Raw genomic sequence first — 22,272 nt, forward strand, 5'->3', positions numbered from 1 at the left:
CGACGCCCGCGCGGATCGTGGAAAGACCGGTCGATAGAAGAATCGCGGCGAATGCCGACGACCGGAATGACTGGGGACATGATCAGTAAAGTGTGGGGCTGACTATCATGCGTTTCACGATCAAATCCAAACTCGGCATCTCCTTCGGGCTGATCCTCGTGCTGCTCGGCGGGGCCGGCACCTTGGCGGTGACCAGCCTGAGCCAATCCAACGAGCGGATGCAGGCCTTTGCGGCCCGCCCGTTCACCCAGGTCCAGCGGGTGCTGCGCATCGAGGCGATGTCCTTCGACGCCGCCCGCATGTTCGCCCGCTCGATGCTCGAGCCCACGAACGGAGCCCGCGAAAAACTCGCCGTCGACTTCAAGGCGCACGATGCCAAGTTCCAGGGTATCCTGAAGGAATACACCGAACTCGTTCCACCCGCCGACCGTCATCGCATCCAGCCGCTGCGCGAGGAATGGGGCAAGCTCAGCGAGGCCGTGACCAAGGGCCTGGAATTCGCCGTCCAGAACGGCAACAACACCGCCAACGGGATCGCGACCGGCGAGCAGTTCGCCGCCTACACCGCCGTGATGGCGCGCATCGACGACCTCAAGGCGCGGGCCGACCTCTCGGTCGAGGACCGCACCCTGATCTCGGCGATCGAACTCAAGATGGTCCGCCTGCGCGGCGAAATCTACCGCGAGATCGTGGTGACCGACGACGCCCTGCTGGCCAAGATCGCCGGCGAGTTCTCCGAGACGCAGAAGGCGCTCGGCCGTGATCTCGCTAAGCTGCTCGAGGCGGCTCGAGCCGGCGGCTACGCCGAGGCGGCGGGCGCCCTCTCCACCGCCGTGAAGACCTGGGAGCCCTCGGCCGAGAAGGTGTTCGCCCTCGGCCTCGCCAACACCGACGCCAAGGCGCTTCGCTACTATGTCGGCCCCTTCACCGACGCCCGCCGGGCGGTGGTCGAGGAGGTGGCCAAGCTGCGCGGCTATGAGGAGACCGTCGCCCAGGGCTTCGTCCACGAAACCCAGGAATCCTACCAGTCGGTCCGCACGATCCTGATCGGCGTCGTCGTCGGCGCCGTCCTTCTCGGCCTCGCCATGGCCCTGTGGATGGCGCTCTCGATCTCGCGGGGCCTGTCGAGGGCGGTCGCCGCTGCCCAGAGCGTCGCCGCGGGCGACCTGACCCGGGACGTGGCCGCCACCGGTCGCGACGAGGTCACCGACCTGCTGCACGCCATCCAGGCGATGAACGTGAAGCTGCGCGAGGTCGTGGGGCAGGTGATCGCCTCGGCGAGCAACGTCTCGGCCGGTTCGCAGGAACTCTCGGCCTCCGCCGAACAGCTCTCCCAGGGCTCGACCGAGCAGGCCTCGTCCACCGAGGAGGCTTCCGCCTCCATGGAGGAGATGGCCGCCAACGTGAAGCAGAACGCCGAGAATGCCGGCCAGACCGAAGCCATCGCCCGCCAGTCGGCCAAGGACGCCGAGGCCAGCGGCGGCGCCGTGGGTCGCGCCGTCGAGGCGATGCAGACCATCGCCCAGAAGATCACCATCGTGCAGGAAATCGCCCGCCAGACCGATCTTTTGGCCCTCAACGCCGCGGTGGAAGCGGCGCGGGCCGGCGAGCACGGCCGCGGCTTCGCGGTGGTGGCCTCCGAGGTGAGGAAGCTCGCCGAGCGTAGCCAAGCCGCGGCGGCCGAGATCGGCACGCTGTCGATCGACACGGTCAAGGCGGCGCGCGAAGCCGGCGACATGCTTGGGCGGCTGGTGCCCGACATCAAGAAGACGGCCTCGCTGGTAGAAGAAATCTCGGCGGCCTGCCGCGAGCAGGATGTCGGCTCGGGCCAGATCAACCAGGCGATCCAGCAGCTCGACAAGGTGACCCAGCAGAACGCGAGCGCGTCCGAGCAGGTCTCGGCGACCTCCGAGGAGCTGGCCGCCCAGGCCGAGACCCTGCAAGCGGCCATCGCCTACTTCCGCATCGACGGGAAGCCGGCGCCCGCCGCCGGTTCGCGGGAGATCGACGGGGCGGTGACGCAGTTGCGGGCGACCGCGGCCCGGATGGCGGCCTCCCCTGTGGTGAAGTCCCCGGTGAGCCGCGCCCCGGCCAAGCGGGCGGCGGCCCGCCCGGCGGCCAAGTCCATGGGCGGTGGCGGCTTCGCCTTCGACATGGGCGAGGGCGACGAGCGCGACGCCGACTTCACCCGCGTCGCCTGACGCGGCCCGAGACCCCGCGGGCTCGCCGAAGCCCGCGGGGCCTACGATCGATCAACCCTTTTCATCCAACCTGTCCGAGAGATGGGACAGCCAGCGGACGGACCGGAGCGCCAGGATGTCGAGCGTATGGCAATATCTGACCCTCGGCCTCGGCCGTGAGACCTTCGGGATCGACATCGAGCACGTTCAGGAAATCCTCGATTACCGCGCCCCCGCCGCCCTGCCGCAGGCACCGGCCTTCCTCGTCGGCATGATCGACGTGCGCGGCCAGAGCTATCCGGTGGTCGATCTGCGCACCAAGCTCGGGCTCCCCCCGGAAGCGCCGAGCCCCGCGACCCGGATCATCCTGCTCAACGTGCCGATGCCGGACCGCACCATGCGGGTCGGCTTCGTCGCCGACCGGGTGTTCGAGGTGACCGAACTCGACCGGGCGGAGATGGAGGCCGCCCCCGATGTCGGCGGGCGCTGGCGCTCGCACTACATCGCCGGCATCGGCCGGCGCGGCGACGCCTTCGTCGTGGTGTTCGACCTCGTCCGCCTGATGGAGGGCGACGAGCCGGCCCTCCTCGGCCGCGCGCTGGCGGCCTGAGCCTTCCATGTCCTCCGGACTCCTGACGGATACGTTGAGCGAGCGGCATTTCCGCTCGATCGCCGAGGTCATCGAGACGCGCGTCGGCATCCAGCTCCCCGCCACCAAGCGGACGATGCTGGAGGGGCGCCTGCGCAAGCGGGTGCGGGCGCTCCGCCTCGACACCCTGGACGATTACGGCCGCCACCTCTTCGACAAGGGGCGGCTGGCGGACGAGTTCGTCCATCTCGTCGATTGCGTGACCACCAACAAGACCGACTTCTTTCGCGAGCCGGCGCATTTCGACCTGTTGCGGCAGACGCTGGTGCCGAAGCTCTGCGCCCTGCCGGGCCATCGCACTGATCGTCCGATGCTGAAGATCTGGAGTTCGGCGGCCTCCACCGGCGCCGAGGCCTACACCCTGGCGATGGTGCTCCAGGACATGATCGCGGAGGGCGCCCGGTTCGACTACGCGGTCCTCGGCACCGACATCTCGACCGAGGTGCTACGGCTGGCCTCCGCCGCCATCTATTCCGACGAGATGCTGGCGGCGATCCCAACTGCGACCCGCCGCCGCTACGTCATGACGGCCCGCGATCCCGCCCGTCAGCAGGGCCGGATCGTGCCCGAACTGCGCCGCCGGGTGCGCTTCCAGCGCCTCAACCTGATGGACGAGCGTTATGCCATCGACCGCGACGTGGACGTCGTCTTCTGCCGCAACGTGCTGATCTACTTCGACCGGCCGACGCAGCGGGCGGTGCTGGAACGCTTGTCCTCCCATCTGCGCCCCGGCGGCTACCTCGTCGTGGGCCATTCCGAATCGATGTCGGTCGCGGGTCTCCAGGGCCTGACGCAAGTGACCTCCACCGTCTTCCGCCGCTGAGGGTATCTCGATGACCGCTCCGATCCGCGTCCTCGTCGTGGACGATTCGGCCTCTGTCCGGCAGACGCTCTGCCAGATCCTCGACACGGCGCCCGACATCACCGTGCTCGGCACCGCCGCCGACCCGTTCGTCGCGGCCCGCCGCATCCAGGAGGAGGTGCCCGACGTCATCATCCTCGACCTCGAAATGCCGCGGATGGACGGGCTGACCTTCCTGCGCAAGATCATGGCGCAGAAGCCGATCCCGGTGATCATCTGCTCGACGCTGACGGAGGCCGGCTCGCGCATGCTGTTCGAGGTGTTGGAGGCCGGCGCCGTCGACGTGCTCCCGAAGCCCCGCATCGACACCCGCCAGTTCCTCGTCGAATCCTCGGTGCGGGTCTGCGACGCGGTGCGCGCCGCCGCCCGCTCGCGGCTGCGCCCGCGCAGTGCCGAGCGGCAGGTCGAGCGCAAGCTCTCGGCCGACGCGATGCTGCCGCCGCCGGTGGCGTCCCGGCGCGTCACCGGCACCGAGCCGATCGTCTGCATCGGCGCCTCGACCGGCGGCACCGAGGCTTTGCGCGACGTGCTCGAAGTGCTGCCTGCCGAGAGCCCCGGCATCGTCGTCGTCCAGCACATGCCCGAGCGCTTCACCGCCGCCTTCGCCCGCAGGCTCGATGGGCTCTGCGCCGTCTCGGTCAAGGAGGCGGAGGACGGCGACCCCGTCCGCCCCGGGCAGGCCCTGATCGCGCCGGGCGGGCGTCACCTCTTGGTGCAGCGGATCGGCGGGCACTACGCGGTGGCGGTCAAGGACGGGCCGCTGGTCTCGCGCCACCGTCCCTCGGTCGACGTGATGTTCCGCTCCGCCGCGCAATGCGCGGGCGCCAACGCACTCGGCATCATCATGACCGGCATGGGCGACGACGGCGCCAACGGCCTGTTGGAGATGCGCCGCGCCGGCGCGCTGACGGTCGCGCAGGACGAGGAGAGCTGCGTCGTGTTCGGCATGCCGAAGGAGGCGATCGAGCGGGGCGCCGCCGCCAAGGTGATGCCGCTCGACCGCATCCACGCGGAGATCCTGCGCTTCGGCGCGAGCCAGCCCCTCGGCCGCATCGCCTGAGGCACCGCAAGAGGGTCCCGCCATGCCGCTCAAGCCGTTACCCTCGGAAGCGCCGTCGATGCGGGCGCTCGTGGTGGACGACAGCGCGTCGAGCCTCGCCAACCTGACGCGGCTCGTGGAGGAGGCCTGCGCGCTGACCTGCGTGCCCTTCACCGACCCCTACGCGGCGCTCGACGCCGCCGCGACCGGCGCGTTCGATCTCGTGCTGGTCGATTACGTGATGCCGGGCCTCGACGGCATCGCGCTCACGCGCCGCCTGCGGGCGCTGCCCGGCTACGAGCAGATCCCGATCGTGATGATCACCACGAGCCTGAACGAGCGCGTGCGGATCGAGGCTTTGGAGGCCGGCGCGACCGACTTCCTGTCGAAGACCCCGGACGCCGCCGAGGTCCGCGCGCGGCTTCGCAACATGGCGAGCCTCTCGGCGGCGCTGCGCCGCCTCAACGATCAGGCGGCGTGGCTCGCCCGCGAGGTCGAGGCGGCGACGCGCCGTCTGCTCGACCGGGAGGCGGAGATCATCTTCCGCCTGTCGCTGGCGGTGGAGTACCGCGACAACGACACCGGCGGCCACACCTACCGCGTCGCCCGCTACAGCGCGCTGCTGGCCGAGGAGCTGGGCCTGCCCCCCGCCGCCTGCCGCTCGATCTTCCTCGCCGCCCCCCTCCACGACGTCGGCAAGGTCGCGGTGCCCGACGCGGTGCTGCTCAAGGCCGGCCGCCTCGATCCGGGCGAGTTCGCGGTGATCCGCGAGCACGCGGCCATCGGCGAGCGCATCCTCGGCGGCAGCACCAGCGACCTGATCCAGCTCGCCGCCGAGATCGCGGGCGCCCACCACGAGCGCTGGGACGGCAAGGGCTATCCCCGCGGGCTCCGGGGCCGGCTGATCCCGCTGCCCGCCCGGATCGTCGCCATCGCCGACGTGTTCGACGCGCTCACCACCGTGCGGCCCTACAAGACGGCGCTGACCGAGGACGAGGCCTTCGCCTACATCGCGAGCGAGCGCGGCGGCCATTTCGATCCGACCTGCGTCGATGCCTTCCTGGCGGCCAGGAGGAAGATCGAGGCGGCCAAGCACGAGCGGCCCGACATCGAGGTCGTTGCGGCGCAGCAGCAGACCGCCGCCTGAGCGGAACGCTGCCGCTTCGGCTCGCACACCGACCAAAACTTCGGCAGCCCCCGGCGGAACTTGATGCAGGCTCGCGGCGAAGCCTGATTGACCCTCAATTCCTCGGAAGCGTATTCATGATGACGAGTTGATCGCTAGGGTTCCTGCATCGAAGTTCGATGTGAACGGTCCGAGAGCGGTCGCCGCGGCGGGAGACATCCGCCCGGATGCACGGCGGGATAAAAGCCCGGGAGACCTCACTGGCCAAGGGATTGGCAAGCAGTGGTCTTGTGCAATCCCTTCACTCAGGAAGGGAATCTATGCTCTCCTCGATCCGATCTTCATCTGAACGAAGCCGGCGCCCTGCGCTCGGCTGCGCCGTCTAGGCCGCTCTCACCCCCTCGCATTCAGGTCCGTCGCGCCCCGGTCTCCCGACCGGGCTCCGAGCGCGCGCCTGCCCCCGTTCGCTCAAGGAGACGAGACATGCGCTTCCCGACCCTGATCACCGGCTGTCTCGCGGGCGCCCGGCGCGGCCTGTCCGCCCTGGCGCTCGCGGCGAGCCTGCTCTCGGCGCCTGCCTTCGCCGCCGAGCCGCTGCGCATCGGCTACAGCGACTGGCCGGGCTGGGTCGCGTGGCAGGTCGCCATCGACAAGGGCTGGCTCAAGGAAGCCGGCGTCGAGGCCAAGTTCGAGTGGTTCGACTACTCGGCCTCCATGGACGCGTTCTCGGCGGGCAAGCTCGACGCGGTGACCTGCACCAACGGCGACGCGCTGGTGATGGGCGGCAACGGCGCCAAGAACGTCATGATCCTGCTCACCGACTACTCCAACGGCAACGACATGATCGTCGGCAAGCCGGGGGTGAAGTCGCTGGCCGACCTCAAGGGCAAGAAGGTCGGGCTGGAGGTCGGCCTCGTCGAGCATCTTCTCCTGATCGACGGCCTGCAGAAGGCCGGGATCAAGGAGAGCGACGTCACGCTGGTGAACGCCAAGACCAACGAGACGCCGCAGATCCTGGCCTCGGGCGATGTCGCGGCCATCGGCGCGTGGCAGCCGATCGCCGGTCAGGCGATGCGCGGCGCCGCGGGTGCCCGCCCGCTCTACACCTCCGCCGACCGGCCCGGCCTGATCTACGACGTGGTGACGGTGACGCCCGCGAGCCTCGCCGCGCGCCGCGCCGACTGGATCAAGCTCGTCGGCCTGTGGGACCGGGTGGTCGACTACATCGAGAACCCGAAGACCCAAGCCGACGCCGTGGCGATCATGGCCGCCAAGGTCGGGATCGAGCCCGCGACCTTCACCCGTTTCCTCAAGGGCACCAAGCTGATGCGGCTCGCCGATGGCCGCGCCGTGATGAAGGACGCCGACGGCTTCGGCTCGCTCTACGGATCGAGCCGGCACGCCGACGCCTTCAACGTCAAGTTCGAGGTCTACAAGACCGCGCAGGACGTGAAGAGCTACATCGATCCCGCCCTCACCGACGGCAAGTGAGGGTTCGAGGATGCGCGCCCGCCCCCTCCCCCCGCCCACGGACGACGCCGCCCCCGCGGCGCCCGCCCTGCTCCCGCCGGTGGCGGGGGCGGCGGCCCCGGTGGGCCGGGCGCGCCACTCGCGAAGTCAATCTTGGATCGGCGTCGCCCGTCCGCTCCCGCCGCGGCGGCGGCTGGCGCTCACCCTGCTGTCGTTCCTGCTGCCGCTCGGGCTGTGGGCCGCAATCTCCTACATCCCCATCCTCTGGCACCCGCTGGTGGAGGTGACGAACCCCGGCGAGGTCGCCTGGATGGAGCCCGGCATGCGGGTGCCCAAAGCCGCCTTCGCCGAGGAAGTCGCCGCGGCAAGCTCCGCCGGCACCGAGGCCCCCGCGGGCCGGCCCGCCAACCCGGTCTATCTCCCGGCCCCGCACGAGGTCGCGGTGGCCCTCTGGACCACGCTCACCGCCGCCCCGCCCCAGCGCGACGCGATCTGGCTGCCCGCCAGCCTGTGGCACTCGATCCAGATCATCTTCTGGGGGTTCACGATCTCGTCGATCTTCGGCGTGCCGCTCGGCGTGCTGTGCGGCGCGCAACCGACCATCGCCCGGCTGACCGAGCCCGTCATCGAGTTCGTGCGCTACCTGCCCGCCCCCGCCTTCGGCGCGCTGATGGTGGCGATCCTCGGGATCTACGACGGGCCGAAGATCGCCATCATCGTCATCGGCACCTTCTTCCAGCAGGTGCTGGTCATCGCCAACACCACCCGCCGGGTCGATCCGCTGCTGATCGAGGCCGCGCTGACCATGGGCTCGCGCAACCTGCGCCTGATCCGCCGCGTCGTCGTGCCCGCGGTGCTGCCGCAGCTCTACCGCGACCAGCGCATCCTGCTCGGCTGGGCCTGGACCTACCTGATCGTCGCCGAGCTGATCGGCACCACGTCGGGCATCACCTTCTTCATCACGCAGCAGGCCCGCTACCAGCACTTCGACAACGTCTACGCCGCGATCCTCGTGATCGGCTTCATCGGCATCGCCACCGACATCGCCCTGGCGCTGCTGGGCCGCCGCCTGTTCCCCTACGCGAGGAGCGAGGCATGAGCGCCGCCCCGATCCCGATGACCCCGGAGCCGTGCGACTACCGCACGCAATGCGAGAGCGTGCGCGCCCGCTTCGACAAGCTGAAGGCCCGCGAAGTCGCGCTCAAGGTCGAGAATCTCGGCAAGGTGTTTCGCAACGCGGACGGCGGCGAGACGGTGGCGCTCCGCGGCATCGATCTCGTCACCCATCGCCGCGAATTCCTCTGCGTCGTCGGCCCCTCCGGCTGCGGCAAGTCCACCTTCGTGCGTATCCTCGCCGGCCTGGAAACCAAGACCTCCGGCACCGTCAGCGTCGGCGGCGTGCCGGTCTCGGGGCCGGGTGCGGACCGGGGCATGGTTTTCCAGGGCTACACCCTGTTTCCGTGGCTGACGGTGAAGCGCAACGTCGCCTTCGGGTTGGAGGAGAACGGCGAGTCCCGCCACGTCGCCGAGCGCGAGGCGCTGCAATGGCTGGCCCTGATCGGCCTGGAACGCTTCGCCGACGCCTACCCGCACCAGCTCTCCGGCGGCATGAAGCAGCGGGTGGCGATTGCCCGCGCGCTCGCCATGCGCCCCCGCATCCTCCTGATGGACGAGCCGTTCTCGGCGCTCGACGCGCAATCGCGCGCCCGGATGCAGGCCTACCTCATCGAGATCTGGCGCAAGATCGACATCACCATCGTCTTCATCACCCACGACCTCGACGAGGCCGTGACGCTCGCCGACCGCATCCTCGTGCTGAAGGCGCATCCCGGCGAGGTCGATGAGCTGATCGAGGTGCCCGTCCCCCGGCCCCGCCATCCGGGCCAGATGCTGACGCCCGAGTTCCGTGCCACCCGCACCCGGCTCGACGCCCTGATCCACCCGGCGGAAGCGGAAGCCGACGGCCCGGCCGATCTGGGCAGCCTCGACATGGTCACCCGCATGGCGAGCGTGGGGGACGAGGTCGAATGAGCGCACCTGTCCTCTGGTCCGAGCGCACCTGGGAGGAGATTCCCGGCGACCTCGGGCGGGCCGCGCAGGCCGCGCTGCTGCCCATCGGCGCCACCGAGCAGCACGGGCCGCATCTCGGCTGCGGCATGGATTTCATGCTGGCCGACGCCGTCTGCCGCGAAGTCTCGGCCCGCACGTCGGTGCCGATGCTCCCCACCATGCCCTACGGCTGCTCGCTCGGCCATTCCCGGCGCTGGCCCGGCACCATCGCCCTCGACCCGCTGGTGATGACCGATCTGGTCCGCCAGATCGGCGCGCAGGCCTACCATTCCGGCGTGCGCCGCCTGTTCCTCGTCAACGCGCACGTCACCAACGCCGCCCCCTTGCGCTGCGCCCTCGAACTGCTGCGCGCCGCCCACGACGACCTGATGGTGGCGCTGGTCAACACCGCGACCGTGAGCGAGCGGGTGCGCGCCGTCCATTTCGCCGACGCCGAGGACTGGCACGCCAACCGGGCCGAGACCGCCCTGATGCAGGCCGTGGCCCCGGCCCTGGTGCGGGAGAACCGCATCGCGGATGCCGACGACCCGGACCGCACCGAAGGCTTGGTGTTCGCCCATCCGGTCAACCGCACCAGCCGCAACGGCGTCACCGGCTCGCCCTCGCAGGCGAGCGCGACGGAGGGCGCCGAGCTGTTCGCCTGGATGGTCGAGGACCTGTCGGCGCTCGTGCGCCGCGGCCTGACCGAGACCCCGCCCCTCCCCCATTCCTACGACGGCCCGGCCGTCGCCCGACAAGGAGCCTGAACCATGGGCCACAGCCCCGACATCGATCCCGCCATCCGAGCCGTGCAGGACGACCTGCGGGCGAAGGGCGTGAAGTACGTCATCGGCGCCTATGTCGACATCCACGGCGCGCAGAAGGCCAAGGTGGTCCCCATCGACCACCTGCCGCAGATGGCTTCGGGCTCCGAGCGCTACACCGGCTACGCCCTCGACGGGTTGGGCCAGGCCCCGAACGAGGACGAACTGGCCTCCGTCCCCGACCTGTCGCGCGTCATCCCGCTGCCGTGGGAGCCAAAGCTCGCCTGGGCGCCCGCCGACCTCACCTTCCAGGGCAAGCCCTATCCGCTCTCGACCCGCGTCGCGCTGAAGAACGCCCTGGCGCAGGCCGAGGCCATGGGCTTCGGCTTCAACCTCGGCATCGAGTGCGAGATCTTCCTCCTGCGCCAGGCCGCCGACGGCTCGCTGCACACGCCCGTTCCGGACGATAAGCTGGTGAAGCCCTGCTACGACGTGCGCGGCTTCATCGACAACTTCTCCTGGCTCGACAAGGTCGCGACCACCATCAACGATCTCGGCTGGGACCTCTATTCCTTCGATCACGAGGACGCCAACGGCCAGTTCGAGTTCGACTTTCAGTATTCCGACGCGCTGACCATGTGCGACCGGCTGACCTTCTTCCGCATGATGACCAAGCATTACGCGAAGGAGGAAGGGCTGATCGCCACGATGATGCCCAAGCCCTTCGCCGACCGCACCGGCAACGGCGCCCACTTCAATATGTCGCTTTCCGACCTGAAGACCGGCCGCAACCTGTTCGCCTGCGCCCCCGGCGACGATCCCCGTGGCCTCGGGCTGACCGAGACCGGCTACCACTTCATCGGCGGCGTGCTGCGCCACGGCCGCGCCCTCTGCGCCGCCTTCGCGCCGACCGTGAACAGCTACAAGCGCCTCGTGCGCCAGGGGGCGATGGCCGGCTTCTCCTGGGCGCCGGTGTTCAACTCATACGGCTCGAACAACCGCACCAACTCGGTCCGCGTGCCGGCCGGCGGCGGGCGCTGCGAGAGCCGCAACGCGGACGGCGCGGTCAACCCCTACCTCGCCGCCGCCCTGGTGCTCGCCGCCGGCCTGGAGGGCGTGCGCGAGCGGATCGACCCCGGCGCGCCCAACGAGGACAATCTCTACGAACTCTCCGACGCCGAGCGGAAGGACCGCGGCATCGCCTTCCTGCCCCAGACCCTGCAAGAGGCGGTGGACGCCTTCGCCGCCGACCCGCTGGTCGAGGCGACCCTAGGCGCCGGCCTGCGCGAAGAGTTCATCCGCTACAAGCGCGACGAGTGGAACGCCTATCATCTCACGGTGAGCCCGTGGGAGATCGAGCGCTACAGCCACCTGTTCTAGGCGAGGCTTTTTCATGAAAAAGGTCATCGCCTTCGCGACCTCTCCCGCCGAACCCTCGACCTACCGCCCGGCCCCGGAGCGCGTTCTGGCCGGCGACCCGGTCCAGACCGCGACGCTGCACTTCACCAGCGAGGACGGGCGCTTCACCGCCGGCACCTGGGCGGCGGAGCGGGGCACGTGGCGGGTCGTCTTCACCGAGAGCGAGTTCTGCCACCTCCTCGAAGGGGTGATCGTCGTCACCGACGAGGCCGGCGAGAAAACCACCTTCCGGGCCGGCGACGCCTTCGTCTCGCCCGCCGGCTTCACCGGCACCTGGGAGATCGTGGAGCCGGCCCGCAAGCTCTTCGCCTTCTACGAGTAACGCTCACCGCATGATCCCATCCCACTCACCCCCCTCATCCTGAGGTGCTGCGAAGCAGCCTCGAAGGAGGGCTCCAGGGATCGCCCAGCGAACTGAAGCCCTCCTTCGAGGCTCAGCCGTTGGCTGAGCACCTCAGGATGAGGGGGATGGGTGGGACGGGGGATCGTCGAAACCAAAAAACGCCCGCCGGGACGGCCCGGCCGCGACAGGGCTCCAGTGCCGGGACGACCCGGATTCATCGGAGACACGAGCATGTCGGACGAGAGCGTCATCGCGGAAAACCGCCGTCGCTACGAAGAGCTGAAGCGCGCCGGCCAGGGCCACGCCCCCCGCGCCCTGCCCGGCCCGAGCCCGCGCGGCGGCGTGCCGATCGACGCGGCGGCGATCCTCCACCGCGAGACGATCCCCGGCGGCTGGTACTGGACGACGGCGCTCAGGAGCGGCGAGGCCCTGCGGATCGCCCTCGACCACGGCCCGTCGAGCGTCGCCCTCGTGGCGTGGTCGGCGAAAGATCCGAGCGAGCGGCTGAACTACGCCGACACCGTGAAGGTGCAATGGACCGCGGCGCTGCGGAAAGGCCGGGTGCTGTTCTCCGACATGGGCCGGGTGATGCTCTCGCTCATCGAGGATTCCTGCGGGAGCCACGACGCGCTGATGGGCGGCTCCAACGCCGCCTCCAACGCGGCCCGCTACCCCGGCGGTCCCCATCGCAACACCCGCGACAACCTCGTGCTCGCCGCCCTGAAGAGCGGGCTGGAGCGGCGCGACATCCCCCCTCACATCACCTTCTTCGCCCCCGTGAGCGTCGGGTCGGAGGGGCGGCTGGCCTGGAACGAGGCCGGTCGCGCGGCAGGCGATTTCGTGGACCTGCGCGCCGAGATGGACCTGACGGTCGCGCTCTCGAACTGCCCCCACCCCCTCGACCCGGCGCCCGCTTACGCCCCGAACCCGGTTGCGATCACCCGCTTCCGCGCAGCCCAGCCTGCCGCGGACGACCTCTGCCGCACCGCCACCATCGAGGCCGTGCGCGGCTTCGAGAACAACGCCTTCGCCGGCCTTTGAGGGGAGCGAGACCGATGACCGATTCCGTGACCGCCCTCTTCGATCAGGTGGTGCCCGCGCAGGCGCCGTTCTCCACGCTGGTGAAGGCCGGCCAGATCATCCGCATCGAGGATCTGGAAGGCTGCCAAGCGATCGACACCCTGTTCTACCGCGCCGACGACCTCACCGAGCGCTACTCCTCGCAGGACACCGTGCGCGAGCAGGGCGCGGCCTACGTCACCACCGGCACGCGGGTGATGTCGAACGAGGGCCGGGCCATGCTCACCGTCACCGCCGATTCCTGCGGGCGCCACGACACCTCCGCCGGGGCCTGCTCCTGCGAGAGCAACACGGTCCGCTTCGGCCACGCCACCAAGTATCTCCACGCCTGCCGCGAGAATTTCGCCATCGAGGTGGCGAAGTACGGCCTGTCGAAGCGCGACATCGTGCCGAACATCAACTTCTTCATGAACGTGCCGATCGAGCAGGACGGCGGCCTCGCCATCGTCGACGGCGTCTCCTCGCCCGGCGACTACGTCGAGCTGCGGGCCGAGATGGACGTGATCTGCGTCATCTCGAACTGCCCGCAGATCAACAATCCCTGCAACGGCTTCAACCCCACGCCGATCCGCGTGACGGTGCGCGAGGGCTGACCCGCATGTTCCGCAAGGTCCTGGTCGCCAACCGCGGCGAGATCGCCGCCCGCGTCGTGCGCACGCTGAAGCGCATGGAGATTGCCTCGGTCGCCGTCTATTCGGACGCCGACCGCTTCACCCCGGGCGTGCTCGCCGCCGACGAGGCGGTGCGGCTCGGGCCCGCGCCCGCCGCGCAGAGCTATCTCGACGTCGAGGCGGTGATCGCCGCCTGCAAGGCGACGGGCGCGCAAGCCGTCCATCCGGGCTACGGCTTCCTCTCGGAAAACGTCGGCTTCGCCGAGCGGCTGGCGGCGGAGGGCATCGTGTTCATCGGGCCGCGGCCCGAACACCTGCGCGCCTTCGGTCTCAAGCACACCGCCCGCGATCTCGCCAAGGCGAGCGGCGTCCCGCTCCTGCCCGGCACCGATCTTTTGCCGGACGTCGAGACTGCACTGAGCGCCGCGGACACCATCGGCTACCCGGTCATGCTCAAGAGCACGGCCGGCGGCGGCGGCATCGGCATGCAGCTGTGCCACTCGGCCGACGAGTTGGCGGAACGCTTCGCCGCAGTCGAGCGCACGGCCCGCGCCAGCTTCGGCGATGCCCGCGTCTATCTGGAACGCTTCGTGGCGGAGGCCCGTCACGTCGAGGTGCAGATCTTCGGCGACGGGAAGGGCCGCGTCGTGGCGCTCGGTGAGCGCGACTGCTCGCTCCAGCGCCGGAACCAGAAGGTGATCGAAGAGACGCCCGCGCCCGGCCTCTCCGACGCGGTGCGCGCCCGCCTCCACGCCGCCGCGGTGGCGCTCGGTGAAAGTGTGTCCTACGCCTCGGCCGGCACGGTCGAGTTCATCTACGATCCCCGGCGCGAGGATTTCTCGTTCCTCGAAGTGAACACGCGGCTCCAAGTCGAACATCCGGTGACGGAAGCGGTGTTCGGCATCGACCTCGTGGAATGGATGGTGCGCCAGGCCGCGGGCGAGGACCCGATCTCCGACGCCGGGCCGCTCGCCCCGAAGGGCGCGGCGATCGAGGCCCGGCTCTACGCCGAGATTCCGCACGCCAACTTCGCCCCGAGCGCCGGGCTGCTGACCGAGGTCCGCTTCTCGGAATCCGCACGCATCGACGGCTGGATCGCCACCGGCACGGAGGTGACGCCGTTCTACGATCCGATGCTCGCCAAGATCATCGTCACCGGCGCGGACCGCCCATCAGCCATCGCGGCCTTGCAGGCGGCGCTCGCCGAGACGGCGGTCTCGGGCATCGAGACCAATCTCGATTACCTGCGCACCATCGCGGCCTCCGACCTCTTCGCCAGCGGGCGCGTCGCGACGACGGCTCTGCGCGATCTCGCCTACCGCCCACGCAGCATCGAAGTGCTGCTGCCGGGCCCGCAATCGAGCCTGCAGGAACTCCCCGGCCGTCTCGGCCTCTGGGAGGTCGGCGTGCCGCCGAGCGGGCCGATGGACGCGCGCTCCTTCCGCCACGCCAACGCGCTCGTCGGCAACGACGGCGACACCTGCGCCCTCGAACTCACGGTCTCGGGGCCGACGCTGCGCTTCCACACCGACGCCGTGGTGGCGCTCTCGGGTGCCGCCATGCGGACGACCCTCGACGGCGCGCCGCAGCCGCACGGCCAGGCCTTTCCGGTGAAAGCGGGCCAGACGCTCGCGGTCGGCCCGATCGAGGGGCCGGGCCAGCGCGCCTATCTCGCCCTTCGCGGCGGCTTCGCCGCGCCGGTCGTGCTCGGCTCGCGGGCGACCTTCGCGCTCGGCGCCTTCGGCGGCCACGCCACCGGCGTGCTGAAAGCCGGCGACGTGCTCCATTGCGGCGAGGCGGTCGAAGTGACGACCGCCTCGCTCGAGCCCGCGCCGCTGACGCACGCCTGGGAGATCGGCGTCCTCTACGGCCCGCACGGCGCGCCCGACTTTTTTCAGGAGGCCGACATCGCCGACCTGTTCGCGTCGGCCTACGAGGTGCACTTCAACTCCGCCCGCACCGGCGTGCGCCTGATCGGCCCGACCCCGCGCTGGGCCCGCCCCGACGGCGGCGAGGCCGGCCTGCACCCCTCGAACCTGCACGACAACGCCTACGCCATCGGCGCCATCGACTTCACCGGCGACATGCCGATCCTGCTCGGCCCCGACGGCCCGAGCCTGGGCGGCTTCGTCTGCCCGGCGGTGATCGCCAGGGATGAGTTGTGGAAGATGGGGCAATTGCGGCCCGGCGATACGGTGAAATTCCGAGCCCTCGCACGGCCGGAGGATGAAGCACTCACCGATACCCTCCCCCCTCCGCGGGGGAGGGTTCAGGCGTGGTGCCCCGATCCTCGCCAGCGACTCCTCCGGCCCCGTCCCTGTCGCCTATCGCCGCCAGGGCGACGACAACCTCTTGGTCGAGTATGGCCCGATGGCCCTCGACATCGGCCTGCGCCTGCGGGTCCACCTGCTCGCCGAGGCCGTGCGCGCCGCGCGCCTCCCCGGCCTGATCGACCTGACGCCCGGCATCCGCTCGCTTCAGATCCACTACGACGGCACCGCCCTCCCCCGCCCGCGCCTGCTCGGCCTGCTCCGCGAGATCGAGGTCGGCCTGCCCGCGGCGGAGGATGTCAGCGTCCCGAGCCGCATCGTCCATCTGCCGCTGTCGTGGAACGACCCTGAAGCCGAACTCGCCATGCGCAAGTATCAGGAGCTGGTGCGCCCCAACGCGCCCTGGTGCCCGTCGAACATCGAGTTCATCCGCCGCATCAACGGCCTGCCCGACGAGGCGGCCGTTCGGCAGACGGTGTTCGATGCGAGCTACCTCGTGATGGGCTTGGGCGACGTCTATCTCGGCGCGCCGGTCGCGACGCCGGTCGATCCGCGCCACCGGCTGGTCACCACCAAGTACAACCCGGCCCGCACCTGGACCCCGGAGAACGCAGTCGGCATCGGCGGCGCCTATATGTGCATCTACGGCATGGAGGGGCCGGGCGGGTACCAGCTGTTCGGGCGCACGATCCAGATCTGGAACACGTGGCGCACGACGCGCGAATTCGCACCCGGCCACCCGTGGCTGTTGCGCCCGTTCGACCGCATCCGCTTCTTCCCGGTCTCGCACGACGAGCTGACCGAGGCGCGGGCCGCCTTCCCGCACGGGGCCTATCCGGTGCGGATCGAGGAAGAGACGTTCTCCTACGCCGCGCACCGCGCCATGCTGGCCGAGAACGCCGCCGAGATCGAGGCCGCGCGTATCCGGCGCCAATCCGCGTTCGACGCGGAGCGCGAGCGCTGGAAGGCGGAAGGCCTCGACAGCTTCGTCACCGACGAGGGCCCGCCCGCGGAGGCCGGCGACATCCCGCCGGGCTGCGTCGGCGTGCCGACCGGCGTGCCGGGCAACGTCTGGAAGCTGCTGGTCGCCGAGGGCGAGAGCGTCGCCGCGGGCCAGACCGTGGCGATCCTCGAATCGATGAAGATGGAGGTGCCGGTCATGGCCCCCGTGGCCGGCCGCATCCGCGAACTGCGCACCGGCCCCGGCCGGACGCTGCGCGGCGGCGACCTTGTGGCGGTCCTCGACCCCTGAGGCGGCTGGCGACGCGAAGCTGGCCCGGGACTTGCCCCGTCCGGCCGCGGCTTCGAGGCCGCCCGCGGGAGCGCCCGGCCAATGCAGCAGACGACCCTTCTCCTCCGCGCCGCCCTGCGGCTGGTCTTGTCGGGCATGCAAGCGAAGTCCGTGGGGATCCGGCGGCAGGGGCGGTGAGACTCGGGCAGACGGCTGCCCCCCGCCCCACACCGTCATTGCGAGGCGAAGCCGAAGCAATCCAGGGCTCTGCATTGTCCGGAGGAGGCGCGGCCGGACCCCTTCATGAGCCCGACCGCCTTCGTCTGCATCGTCGCGCTCTGGATTGCTTCGGCTTCGCCTCGCAATGACGGCGGTGCGTAAACCCGGGGTCGCATAGCCTCACGACACCGGAACTTGAGCGTCGTCGCGTCCGGTTCACCGTTCGAGATCATCACCCGAACGGAGGATACCGACCATGCCGCAGATGTTCGACTGGATCTTCTTCGCCATCGTGCTTCCCGTGCCGATCCTGTTGGTCTGGGATTGGATGCGGCACCGCGACCGCCCGACCTCCACGCACTTCACCCGACGCTGACGGGCAGCAAGAATCCCCGACCGGTCGGCGGACATTCCGGGCACCCGTGTCCGAACTCTCGCCCCCGCGGCCGGTTCTCCAGGCTCACCCGTCACCACGGAGCCGAGTGCGCCCATGACCGCCAAGCCGCCTCCCGTCCCGCCCGCCAACCAGTCCGACAAGGGCCCCGGCAGCGCCACCGCGGCGCCCGTCACGCAGGGTCAGGGGTCCGGGCAGGCCCAGAATCCGGACAAGGTCGGCCAGTCCGGCAATGCGAAGGTTAACACCACCCATCAAGGGCACCAGCAGGACCGCTGATGAGCACTTCCAGCAAACACCCGAACACCGACCGCCATCACGGCGGGCCGGGCAGCAGCCATCAGGACCAGTCGAAGCCCAAAGTCGAGGAACGCCACGGGCCGACGCCCGGCAGCCCGACCAGCACGTTGAAATCCGGCGTCTCGGGCGGGGGCGGCGAGCGCGACGCCCACCACACCCACAGCCGCGCGGGCCGCGCCCCCGACCGCACCGACCGTTCGCACTGAAGGAGCACGGACATGGACGAGAAGCACCCGCCGCACGTTTCGCTGCGCGACTTCAACGCGCATGCCGACCGCAACGGCCAGGACATGGGGCAGGACAGCCCCCTCGACGTCGCCCGCCCGGCCGATCTGGAGCGGGCGCGGCAGGAGGACCCGAGCTGGCAGGCCGAGACGGCGCGCACCGCCTCCGGCTTCCACCGCCGCGACGCGACCGAGGGCGGCACCGTCGCCTCGGTCGAAGCCACGGAAGCCGAGACGCCCGCCGAGAACCTGCGCCGCATCAGCGATCCGACCCCGACGCCCAAGGCGGGCTGACACCCCGACGCCGGCAGCGATGTCGGCGTCGATTCAACGGGCCCCGGTCTCCCCGGCGGCGGGCGACGGGGCGCCGCGCCAGGCGCCGAACAGGCCGACATGCGAGCCTCCACCCTCGGGCTCGACCGCGACCGTGGCGGTGCGGCCCACGACCAGCCGGGTCTCGTCGGGCACGCCGTCGAGTTTGATCCGCACCGGGATGCGCTGCGCCAGCCGCACCCAGGCGAAGGTCGGGTTGACGCTGGCGAGCAGGTTCGAGCCGGCCGTGCGCTCGCGGTCCTCGATGCCGCCGGCGAAGCTCTCGACGTGCCCGGTCAGCGTGGCGTTCTCGCCCATCAGGCGGATGCTGGCCCGGTCGCCGACATGGATGCGCGGCAGCTTGGTCTCCTCGAAATAGCCCTCGACCCGCAGGGTGTCGCTGTCGATGAGCGCCATCACGCCGTGGCCGGTCGAGACGTAGGTGCCGGGCCGCAGGCCCATATTGGTGATGCGCCCGTTGACCGAGGCCTTCACGGCGGAGCGGTCGAGGTTGAGCTTGGCCAGATCGCGGTCGGCCATCGCCTGACCGTAGGCGGCCTTGGCCTCGAGGTCGGCGGCCTGCGCCGCCTCGACCCGCTGCTGCGAGGCCGCCGCGTCGCTGAGCTTCTGGTAGCGGGCGTAGTCGGCCGCGGCCTGCACGGCGGTGGCCCGCTTGCCCTCGACCACGGCCTCGGCCTGCCGTAGCGCCAGCGCGAAGCGGTCGGGGTCGATGCGGAACAGCACGTCGCCGCGCTTCACCACCTGATTGTCGGCGATCAGGACCTCGGTGACGAGGCCGGACACGTCGGGGGCCACCTGCACCACGTCGGCGCGCACGCGCCCGTCGCGGGTCCAGGGCGCCTCCATGTAGTAGTCCCACAGGGCCAGCCCGACGACGATCGCGACGGCGACCATCCCGAGGGTGACGAGGAGGCGGAACGATAGGGCGAGGAACCGGGGCATCGGGGATTCCGGGAGGTCGGGGACGTGGCCGGGGCGCAGGATCGGTCAGGAGGTGAGCGGCACCGCGACCGCGACGACGGCGCCCAGCAGCACGACGTAGAGGGCGAGATCGAACAGGGGCCGGTGCCAGACGAGGCGGTAGAACCCGGCCCAAGCCAACAGCCGCCGCAGGGGCAGGCTGAGGAGGAAGGCGATCAGCATCCAGGCGGCGAGGCTAGGCAGGAAGACGCCGTAGAGGTCGAATTCGCCGGTCATGCCGCGGCCTCCGCGTGGGGCGTCGAACGATAGGGGTCGGCTTGCGGAAACAGGCCGCGCCGGATGCCCACCAGCCCCATCAGCGCCGCGCGCCCCGGCGCCTGCCACGCCTCGGGGGAGACGGCATCGAGCGCCGCGTCGATGGTGTCGAGCAAGTCCGGGCCGGGGGCCGCGGGCTTCCCGCGGAAATGGCGCGCGAGGGCGGCGAGCAGCGCCTCGACCGCCGCGCGGGCCGGCTTCGGCAGCCGGCGCCGGTCGCGCCGGAGTTCCACCACGTTGATGCCGACGCGGACCTCGGCCAGGAGGTCGGCGGTCCATTCGGCGTCGTCGGACGGTAGCGCAGCGAGCCGCGGCGCGATCAGGCCGACGCGGTCGAGCATGAGGGCGGCGAGTTCGAGGCCGTTCTGCGCGCCCTGGCGCTCGGCGGCGCGGGCGAGGTCGCGGCGGTTGACGCCGCGCAGGCGCCGGGCCGACCAGCCGGCCCCGACCGAGCGGACGAGGCGGGTGACGATGGCGGCCACCCACATGCCGACGACGACCGCGATGGAGGAATTGGCGAACGCGGCGAAGTCGGCGCTGTAGCTGCCTTGGAGCGCGATCATCGCCGAGCCGTTGACCGCCGCGCCCATCGCCAGCGGCGCGGTCTTGGGCTGGGCCATGAACACCCCGCAGAGCAACAGCGCCGGGGCCAGCGCAAGGGCCAGCATCTCGAAGGTGGTGGCGAGCGGCAGGACCGCGAACAGGTAGGCGCCGGCCCCGATGGCGCCGAGGATCGCCGAATTGGCGAAGCCGACGATGAGCGGCGCCGGATCGTCCTGCGCGGCGAAGAAGCTGCAGCCCACCGCCCCCATCATCGGGGCGGCCGAGCCGTGCGGCCATCCGGTCGCGATCCAGATCGCGCAGGTGACGAGGATGGTCAGGAACACGCCCACCGCCGAGAGCAGCGCCATGCCGTGGTCGCGGTGGCGGATCGTGCGGGCCGTGGCCGTGTAGCGGAAGGTCAGGTGCTCGGTAGCCGGCGTGCCGTCGGAGATGTGGCGCTGGAGGATGCGCGCGTCCTGGCGCAGGTCGATGAAGTCGCGCAGCCGCGCGAGCAGGCTCGCCAGCACCAGCGCGTCCCAGGAGGGTCGGTCGCCGAGACCGGGTTCGAGCGCATCGGTCGCGGCCTTCAGCCGGTCGGCCTGTGCCGGTTCGGTGGTGCCGGAGGCAAGCCAGCCGGCCATGTCAGCGAGGAGGGCGCGCAGGCGCGGCGGCAGGGGGCCCGCGCGCTCCAGCGTCTCGATGCGGTCGGCGATCGCGGAGGCGATGGGCAGGAACATCAGCATATGCTGGCGCAAGGTCGCCATCGCCTCGACCGAGCGCTCCGCCCCGGTCATGTCGTAGCGCAGCGGGGTCGCGAGCGCGTCGAAGGCGACGGCGTCGGAGGCGAGCTTCAGCCGCGCGCCTTGCGTGTTCCTGGCCGTGCGGGCGCGGCCGAGGACGTCGATGACCCAGGCCCGCGCGTCGCGCAGCCACAGGTCGAGCCGGCCGGTGACGACGGGCGCCACCGATTGCGGCAGCACCACCGTGTTGACGAGGCTGGCGCAGAGGATGCCGAGCGTGATCTCTTCCGCCCGCGCGACCGCGGTGTCGAAGATAGTGCCGGGATCGCCGACGGCGGGGAAGCCGATCAGCGCCGCCGTGTAGCCGCCAAGCATCATCAGGTAGCTGCGCGGGGTGCGGTCGAGCAGCGAGAAATAGAGGCAGGTCGCGACCCAGAGGGCAATGGCGAGCGTCAGCAGTTCCGGGGCGTTCACGAGGTTCGGCACGAGCGCCACCGTGACCACGGCCCCGAGCAGGGTGCCGAGCACCCGGTAGAGCGCCTTCGAGCGGGTCGCGCCCGCGAGCACCTGACTGGTGATGTAGACCGTGCCGAGCGCCCAATAGGGGTTCGGCAGGTCGATCCAGAACGCCAGGAACAGCGCCAGCATGGCCGCCGCGAAGGTCTTGAGCGCGAACGCCCAGTCGCGCCAGCCCGGCAGGGTCATGGCGCGGCCTCGCCCAGTTCGGAGGAGCCGCCGAGATGGTCCTGGATCGCCCGGAACACCCGCAGGCTCGCCTCCAGGTCGTCGGCGCTCACGCCCGCGAACACCGCCTGCCGCAACCGGTCGAGGTCGGCCTCGATCCGCGCGACCACGGCGCGCCCGGTGTCGGTGAGGCTCAGGATCTTGGCGCGGCGGTCGGTCGGGTCCTCTTTCCGCAGGACGAGGCCGGCCGCTTCGAGCTGGTCGAGCAGCCGCACGAGCGAGGGCCCCTCGATGCCGACGGCCTCGGCCAGCACGGTCTGGCGCGGCGCACCGCCCAGGCGCCCGATCAGTACCAGCGGCAGCGCCTTTGCCTCCGAGACCCCGTGCGCCTCCGTGGTGGCGTCGGCGAGCCGCCGCCACTGGCGACCGGAGAGGAGCAGCGCGTGGGTGTAGGTCAACCAACGCTGGCTCGGTGCCTCGCCTGCCATCCGATTTTTCCTTTGGCC

20 protein-coding genes, 1 pseudogene and 1 riboswitch are annotated in these 22,272 nt (G+C 70.7%); of the genes and pseudogenes, 17 read left to right on the top strand and 4 right to left on the bottom strand.

The features are described from left to right. Positions 1-107: 107 nt before the first annotated feature. The 17 genes and pseudogenes from AAHG03_RS17345 to AAHG03_RS17425 all read left to right on the top strand — a co-directional run bounded on the left by AAHG03_RS17345 (position 108) and on the right by AAHG03_RS17425 (position 18,524). Entirely contained in the window at positions 108-2,201 is a 2,094-nt protein-coding gene (locus AAHG03_RS17345) for a HAMP domain-containing methyl-accepting chemotaxis protein (protein WP_342151987.1), read from the top strand. Between the two features lie 115 nt (positions 2,202-2,316). Then, positions 2,317-2,790: a chemotaxis protein CheW gene (locus AAHG03_RS17350; RefSeq protein WP_342151988.1), complete on the top strand. Its 474-nt coding sequence runs from the start codon at positions 2,317-2,319 to the stop codon at positions 2,788-2,790. 7 nt (positions 2,791-2,797) lie between these two features. After that, positions 2,798-3,652 carry a CheR family methyltransferase gene (locus AAHG03_RS17355; RefSeq protein ID WP_342151989.1) on the top strand — a complete coding sequence of 285 codons (855 nt, stop codon included), beginning with the start codon at positions 2,798-2,800 and terminating at the stop codon, positions 3,650-3,652. A gap of 10 nt (positions 3,653-3,662) precedes the next feature. Continuing rightward, on the top strand, positions 3,663-4,751 hold the full coding sequence (locus AAHG03_RS17360; protein ID WP_342151990.1) for a protein-glutamate methylesterase/protein-glutamine glutaminase: 1,089 nt from the start codon (positions 3,663-3,665) through the stop codon (positions 4,749-4,751). A 22-nt stretch (positions 4,752-4,773) separates the two neighbouring features. Then, complete coding sequence (locus tag AAHG03_RS17365) at positions 4,774-5,877, top strand: HD domain-containing phosphohydrolase (RefSeq protein WP_342151991.1); 1,104 nt, start codon at positions 4,774-4,776, stop codon at positions 5,875-5,877. 123 nt (positions 5,878-6,000) lie between these two features. Further along, positions 6,001-6,112: riboswitch (guanidine-I (ykkC/yxkD leader) on the top strand. Positions 6,113-6,339: 227 nt separating this feature from the next. After that, complete coding sequence (locus AAHG03_RS17370) at positions 6,340-7,347, top strand: ABC transporter substrate-binding protein (protein WP_342151992.1); 1,008 nt, start codon at positions 6,340-6,342, stop codon at positions 7,345-7,347. 10 nt (positions 7,348-7,357) lie between these two features. Then, positions 7,358-8,425 carry an ABC transporter permease gene (locus AAHG03_RS17375; protein ID WP_342151993.1) on the top strand — a complete coding sequence of 356 codons (1,068 nt, stop codon included), beginning with the start codon at positions 7,358-7,360 and terminating at the stop codon, positions 8,423-8,425. Further along, a complete protein-coding gene (locus AAHG03_RS17380) occupies positions 8,422-9,357 on the top strand; it encodes an ABC transporter ATP-binding protein (RefSeq protein ID WP_342151994.1) in 936 nt (311 codons plus the stop codon). The genes AAHG03_RS17375 and AAHG03_RS17380 overlap by 4 nt, the downstream gene beginning before the upstream one ends. Then, the gene (locus AAHG03_RS17385) at positions 9,354-10,142 is read left to right on the top strand and encodes a creatininase family protein (RefSeq protein WP_342151995.1); all 789 of its coding nucleotides are present in this window, start codon (positions 9,354-9,356) and stop codon (positions 10,140-10,142) included. The genes AAHG03_RS17380 and AAHG03_RS17385 overlap by 4 nt, the downstream gene beginning before the upstream one ends. Before the next feature lie 3 nt (positions 10,143-10,145). After that, positions 10,146-11,519, top strand: coding sequence for a type III glutamate--ammonia ligase (gene glnT / locus AAHG03_RS17390; protein WP_342151996.1), 1,374 nt, complete (start codon positions 10,146-10,148; stop codon positions 11,517-11,519). 13 nt (positions 11,520-11,532) lie between these two features. Next, entirely contained in the window at positions 11,533-11,880 is a 348-nt protein-coding gene (locus AAHG03_RS17395) for a cupin domain-containing protein (protein ID WP_342151997.1), read from the top strand. Positions 11,881-12,132: 252 nt separating this feature from the next. Beyond that, positions 12,133-12,942: an urea amidolyase associated protein UAAP1 gene (locus AAHG03_RS17400; RefSeq protein ID WP_342151998.1), complete on the top strand. Its 810-nt coding sequence runs from the start codon at positions 12,133-12,135 to the stop codon at positions 12,940-12,942. Positions 12,943-12,956: 14 nt separating this feature from the next. Beyond that, positions 12,957-13,574, top strand: coding sequence for an urea amidolyase associated protein UAAP2 (locus AAHG03_RS17405; RefSeq protein ID WP_342152000.1), 618 nt, complete (start codon positions 12,957-12,959; stop codon positions 13,572-13,574). Between the two features lie 5 nt (positions 13,575-13,579). Continuing rightward, positions 13,580-17,114: pseudogene (gene uca / locus AAHG03_RS17410) on the top strand (urea carboxylase). A gap of 688 nt (positions 17,115-17,802) precedes the next feature. After that, positions 17,803-17,985, top strand: a complete 183-nt coding sequence (locus tag AAHG03_RS17415) for a hypothetical protein (RefSeq protein ID WP_342152002.1) — start codon at positions 17,803-17,805, stop codon at positions 17,983-17,985. After that, complete coding sequence (locus AAHG03_RS17420) at positions 17,985-18,212, top strand: hypothetical protein (protein ID WP_342152003.1); 228 nt, start codon at positions 17,985-17,987, stop codon at positions 18,210-18,212. The genes AAHG03_RS17415 and AAHG03_RS17420 overlap by 1 nt, the downstream gene beginning before the upstream one ends. A gap of 12 nt (positions 18,213-18,224) precedes the next feature. After that, positions 18,225-18,524, top strand: a complete 300-nt coding sequence (locus AAHG03_RS17425; protein ID WP_342152004.1) for a hypothetical protein — start codon at positions 18,225-18,227, stop codon at positions 18,522-18,524. Positions 18,525-18,557: 33 nt separating this feature from the next. On the opposite strand, the gene AAHG03_RS17430 is transcribed toward AAHG03_RS17425, so the two are convergent. Genes AAHG03_RS17430 through AAHG03_RS17445 form a run of 4 tightly spaced genes read right to left on the bottom strand, consistent with a single transcriptional unit; the run spans position 18,558 to position 22,254 of the window. Further along, on the bottom strand, positions 18,558-19,505 hold the full coding sequence (locus tag AAHG03_RS17430) for an HlyD family secretion protein (RefSeq protein ID WP_342152005.1): 948 nt from the start codon (positions 19,503-19,505) through the stop codon (positions 18,558-18,560). 45 nt (positions 19,506-19,550) lie between these two features. Further along, positions 19,551-19,760: a DUF1656 domain-containing protein gene (locus AAHG03_RS17435; protein WP_342152006.1), complete on the bottom strand. Its 210-nt coding sequence runs from the start codon at positions 19,758-19,760 to the stop codon at positions 19,551-19,553. After that, positions 19,757-21,787: an FUSC family protein gene (locus AAHG03_RS17440; RefSeq protein ID WP_342152007.1), complete on the bottom strand. Its 2,031-nt coding sequence runs from the start codon at positions 21,785-21,787 to the stop codon at positions 19,757-19,759. The genes AAHG03_RS17435 and AAHG03_RS17440 overlap by 4 nt, the downstream gene beginning before the upstream one ends. Continuing rightward, complete coding sequence (locus AAHG03_RS17445; RefSeq protein WP_342152008.1) at positions 21,784-22,254, bottom strand: MarR family winged helix-turn-helix transcriptional regulator; 471 nt, start codon at positions 22,252-22,254, stop codon at positions 21,784-21,786. Before AAHG03_RS17445 ends, AAHG03_RS17440 begins: the two co-directional genes overlap by 4 nt. Positions 22,255-22,272 lie beyond the last annotated feature (18 nt).

Source organism: Methylorubrum subtropicum, from assembly GCF_038442325.1.
GTDB lineage: Bacteria > Pseudomonadota > Alphaproteobacteria > Rhizobiales > Beijerinckiaceae > Methylobacterium > Methylobacterium subtropicum.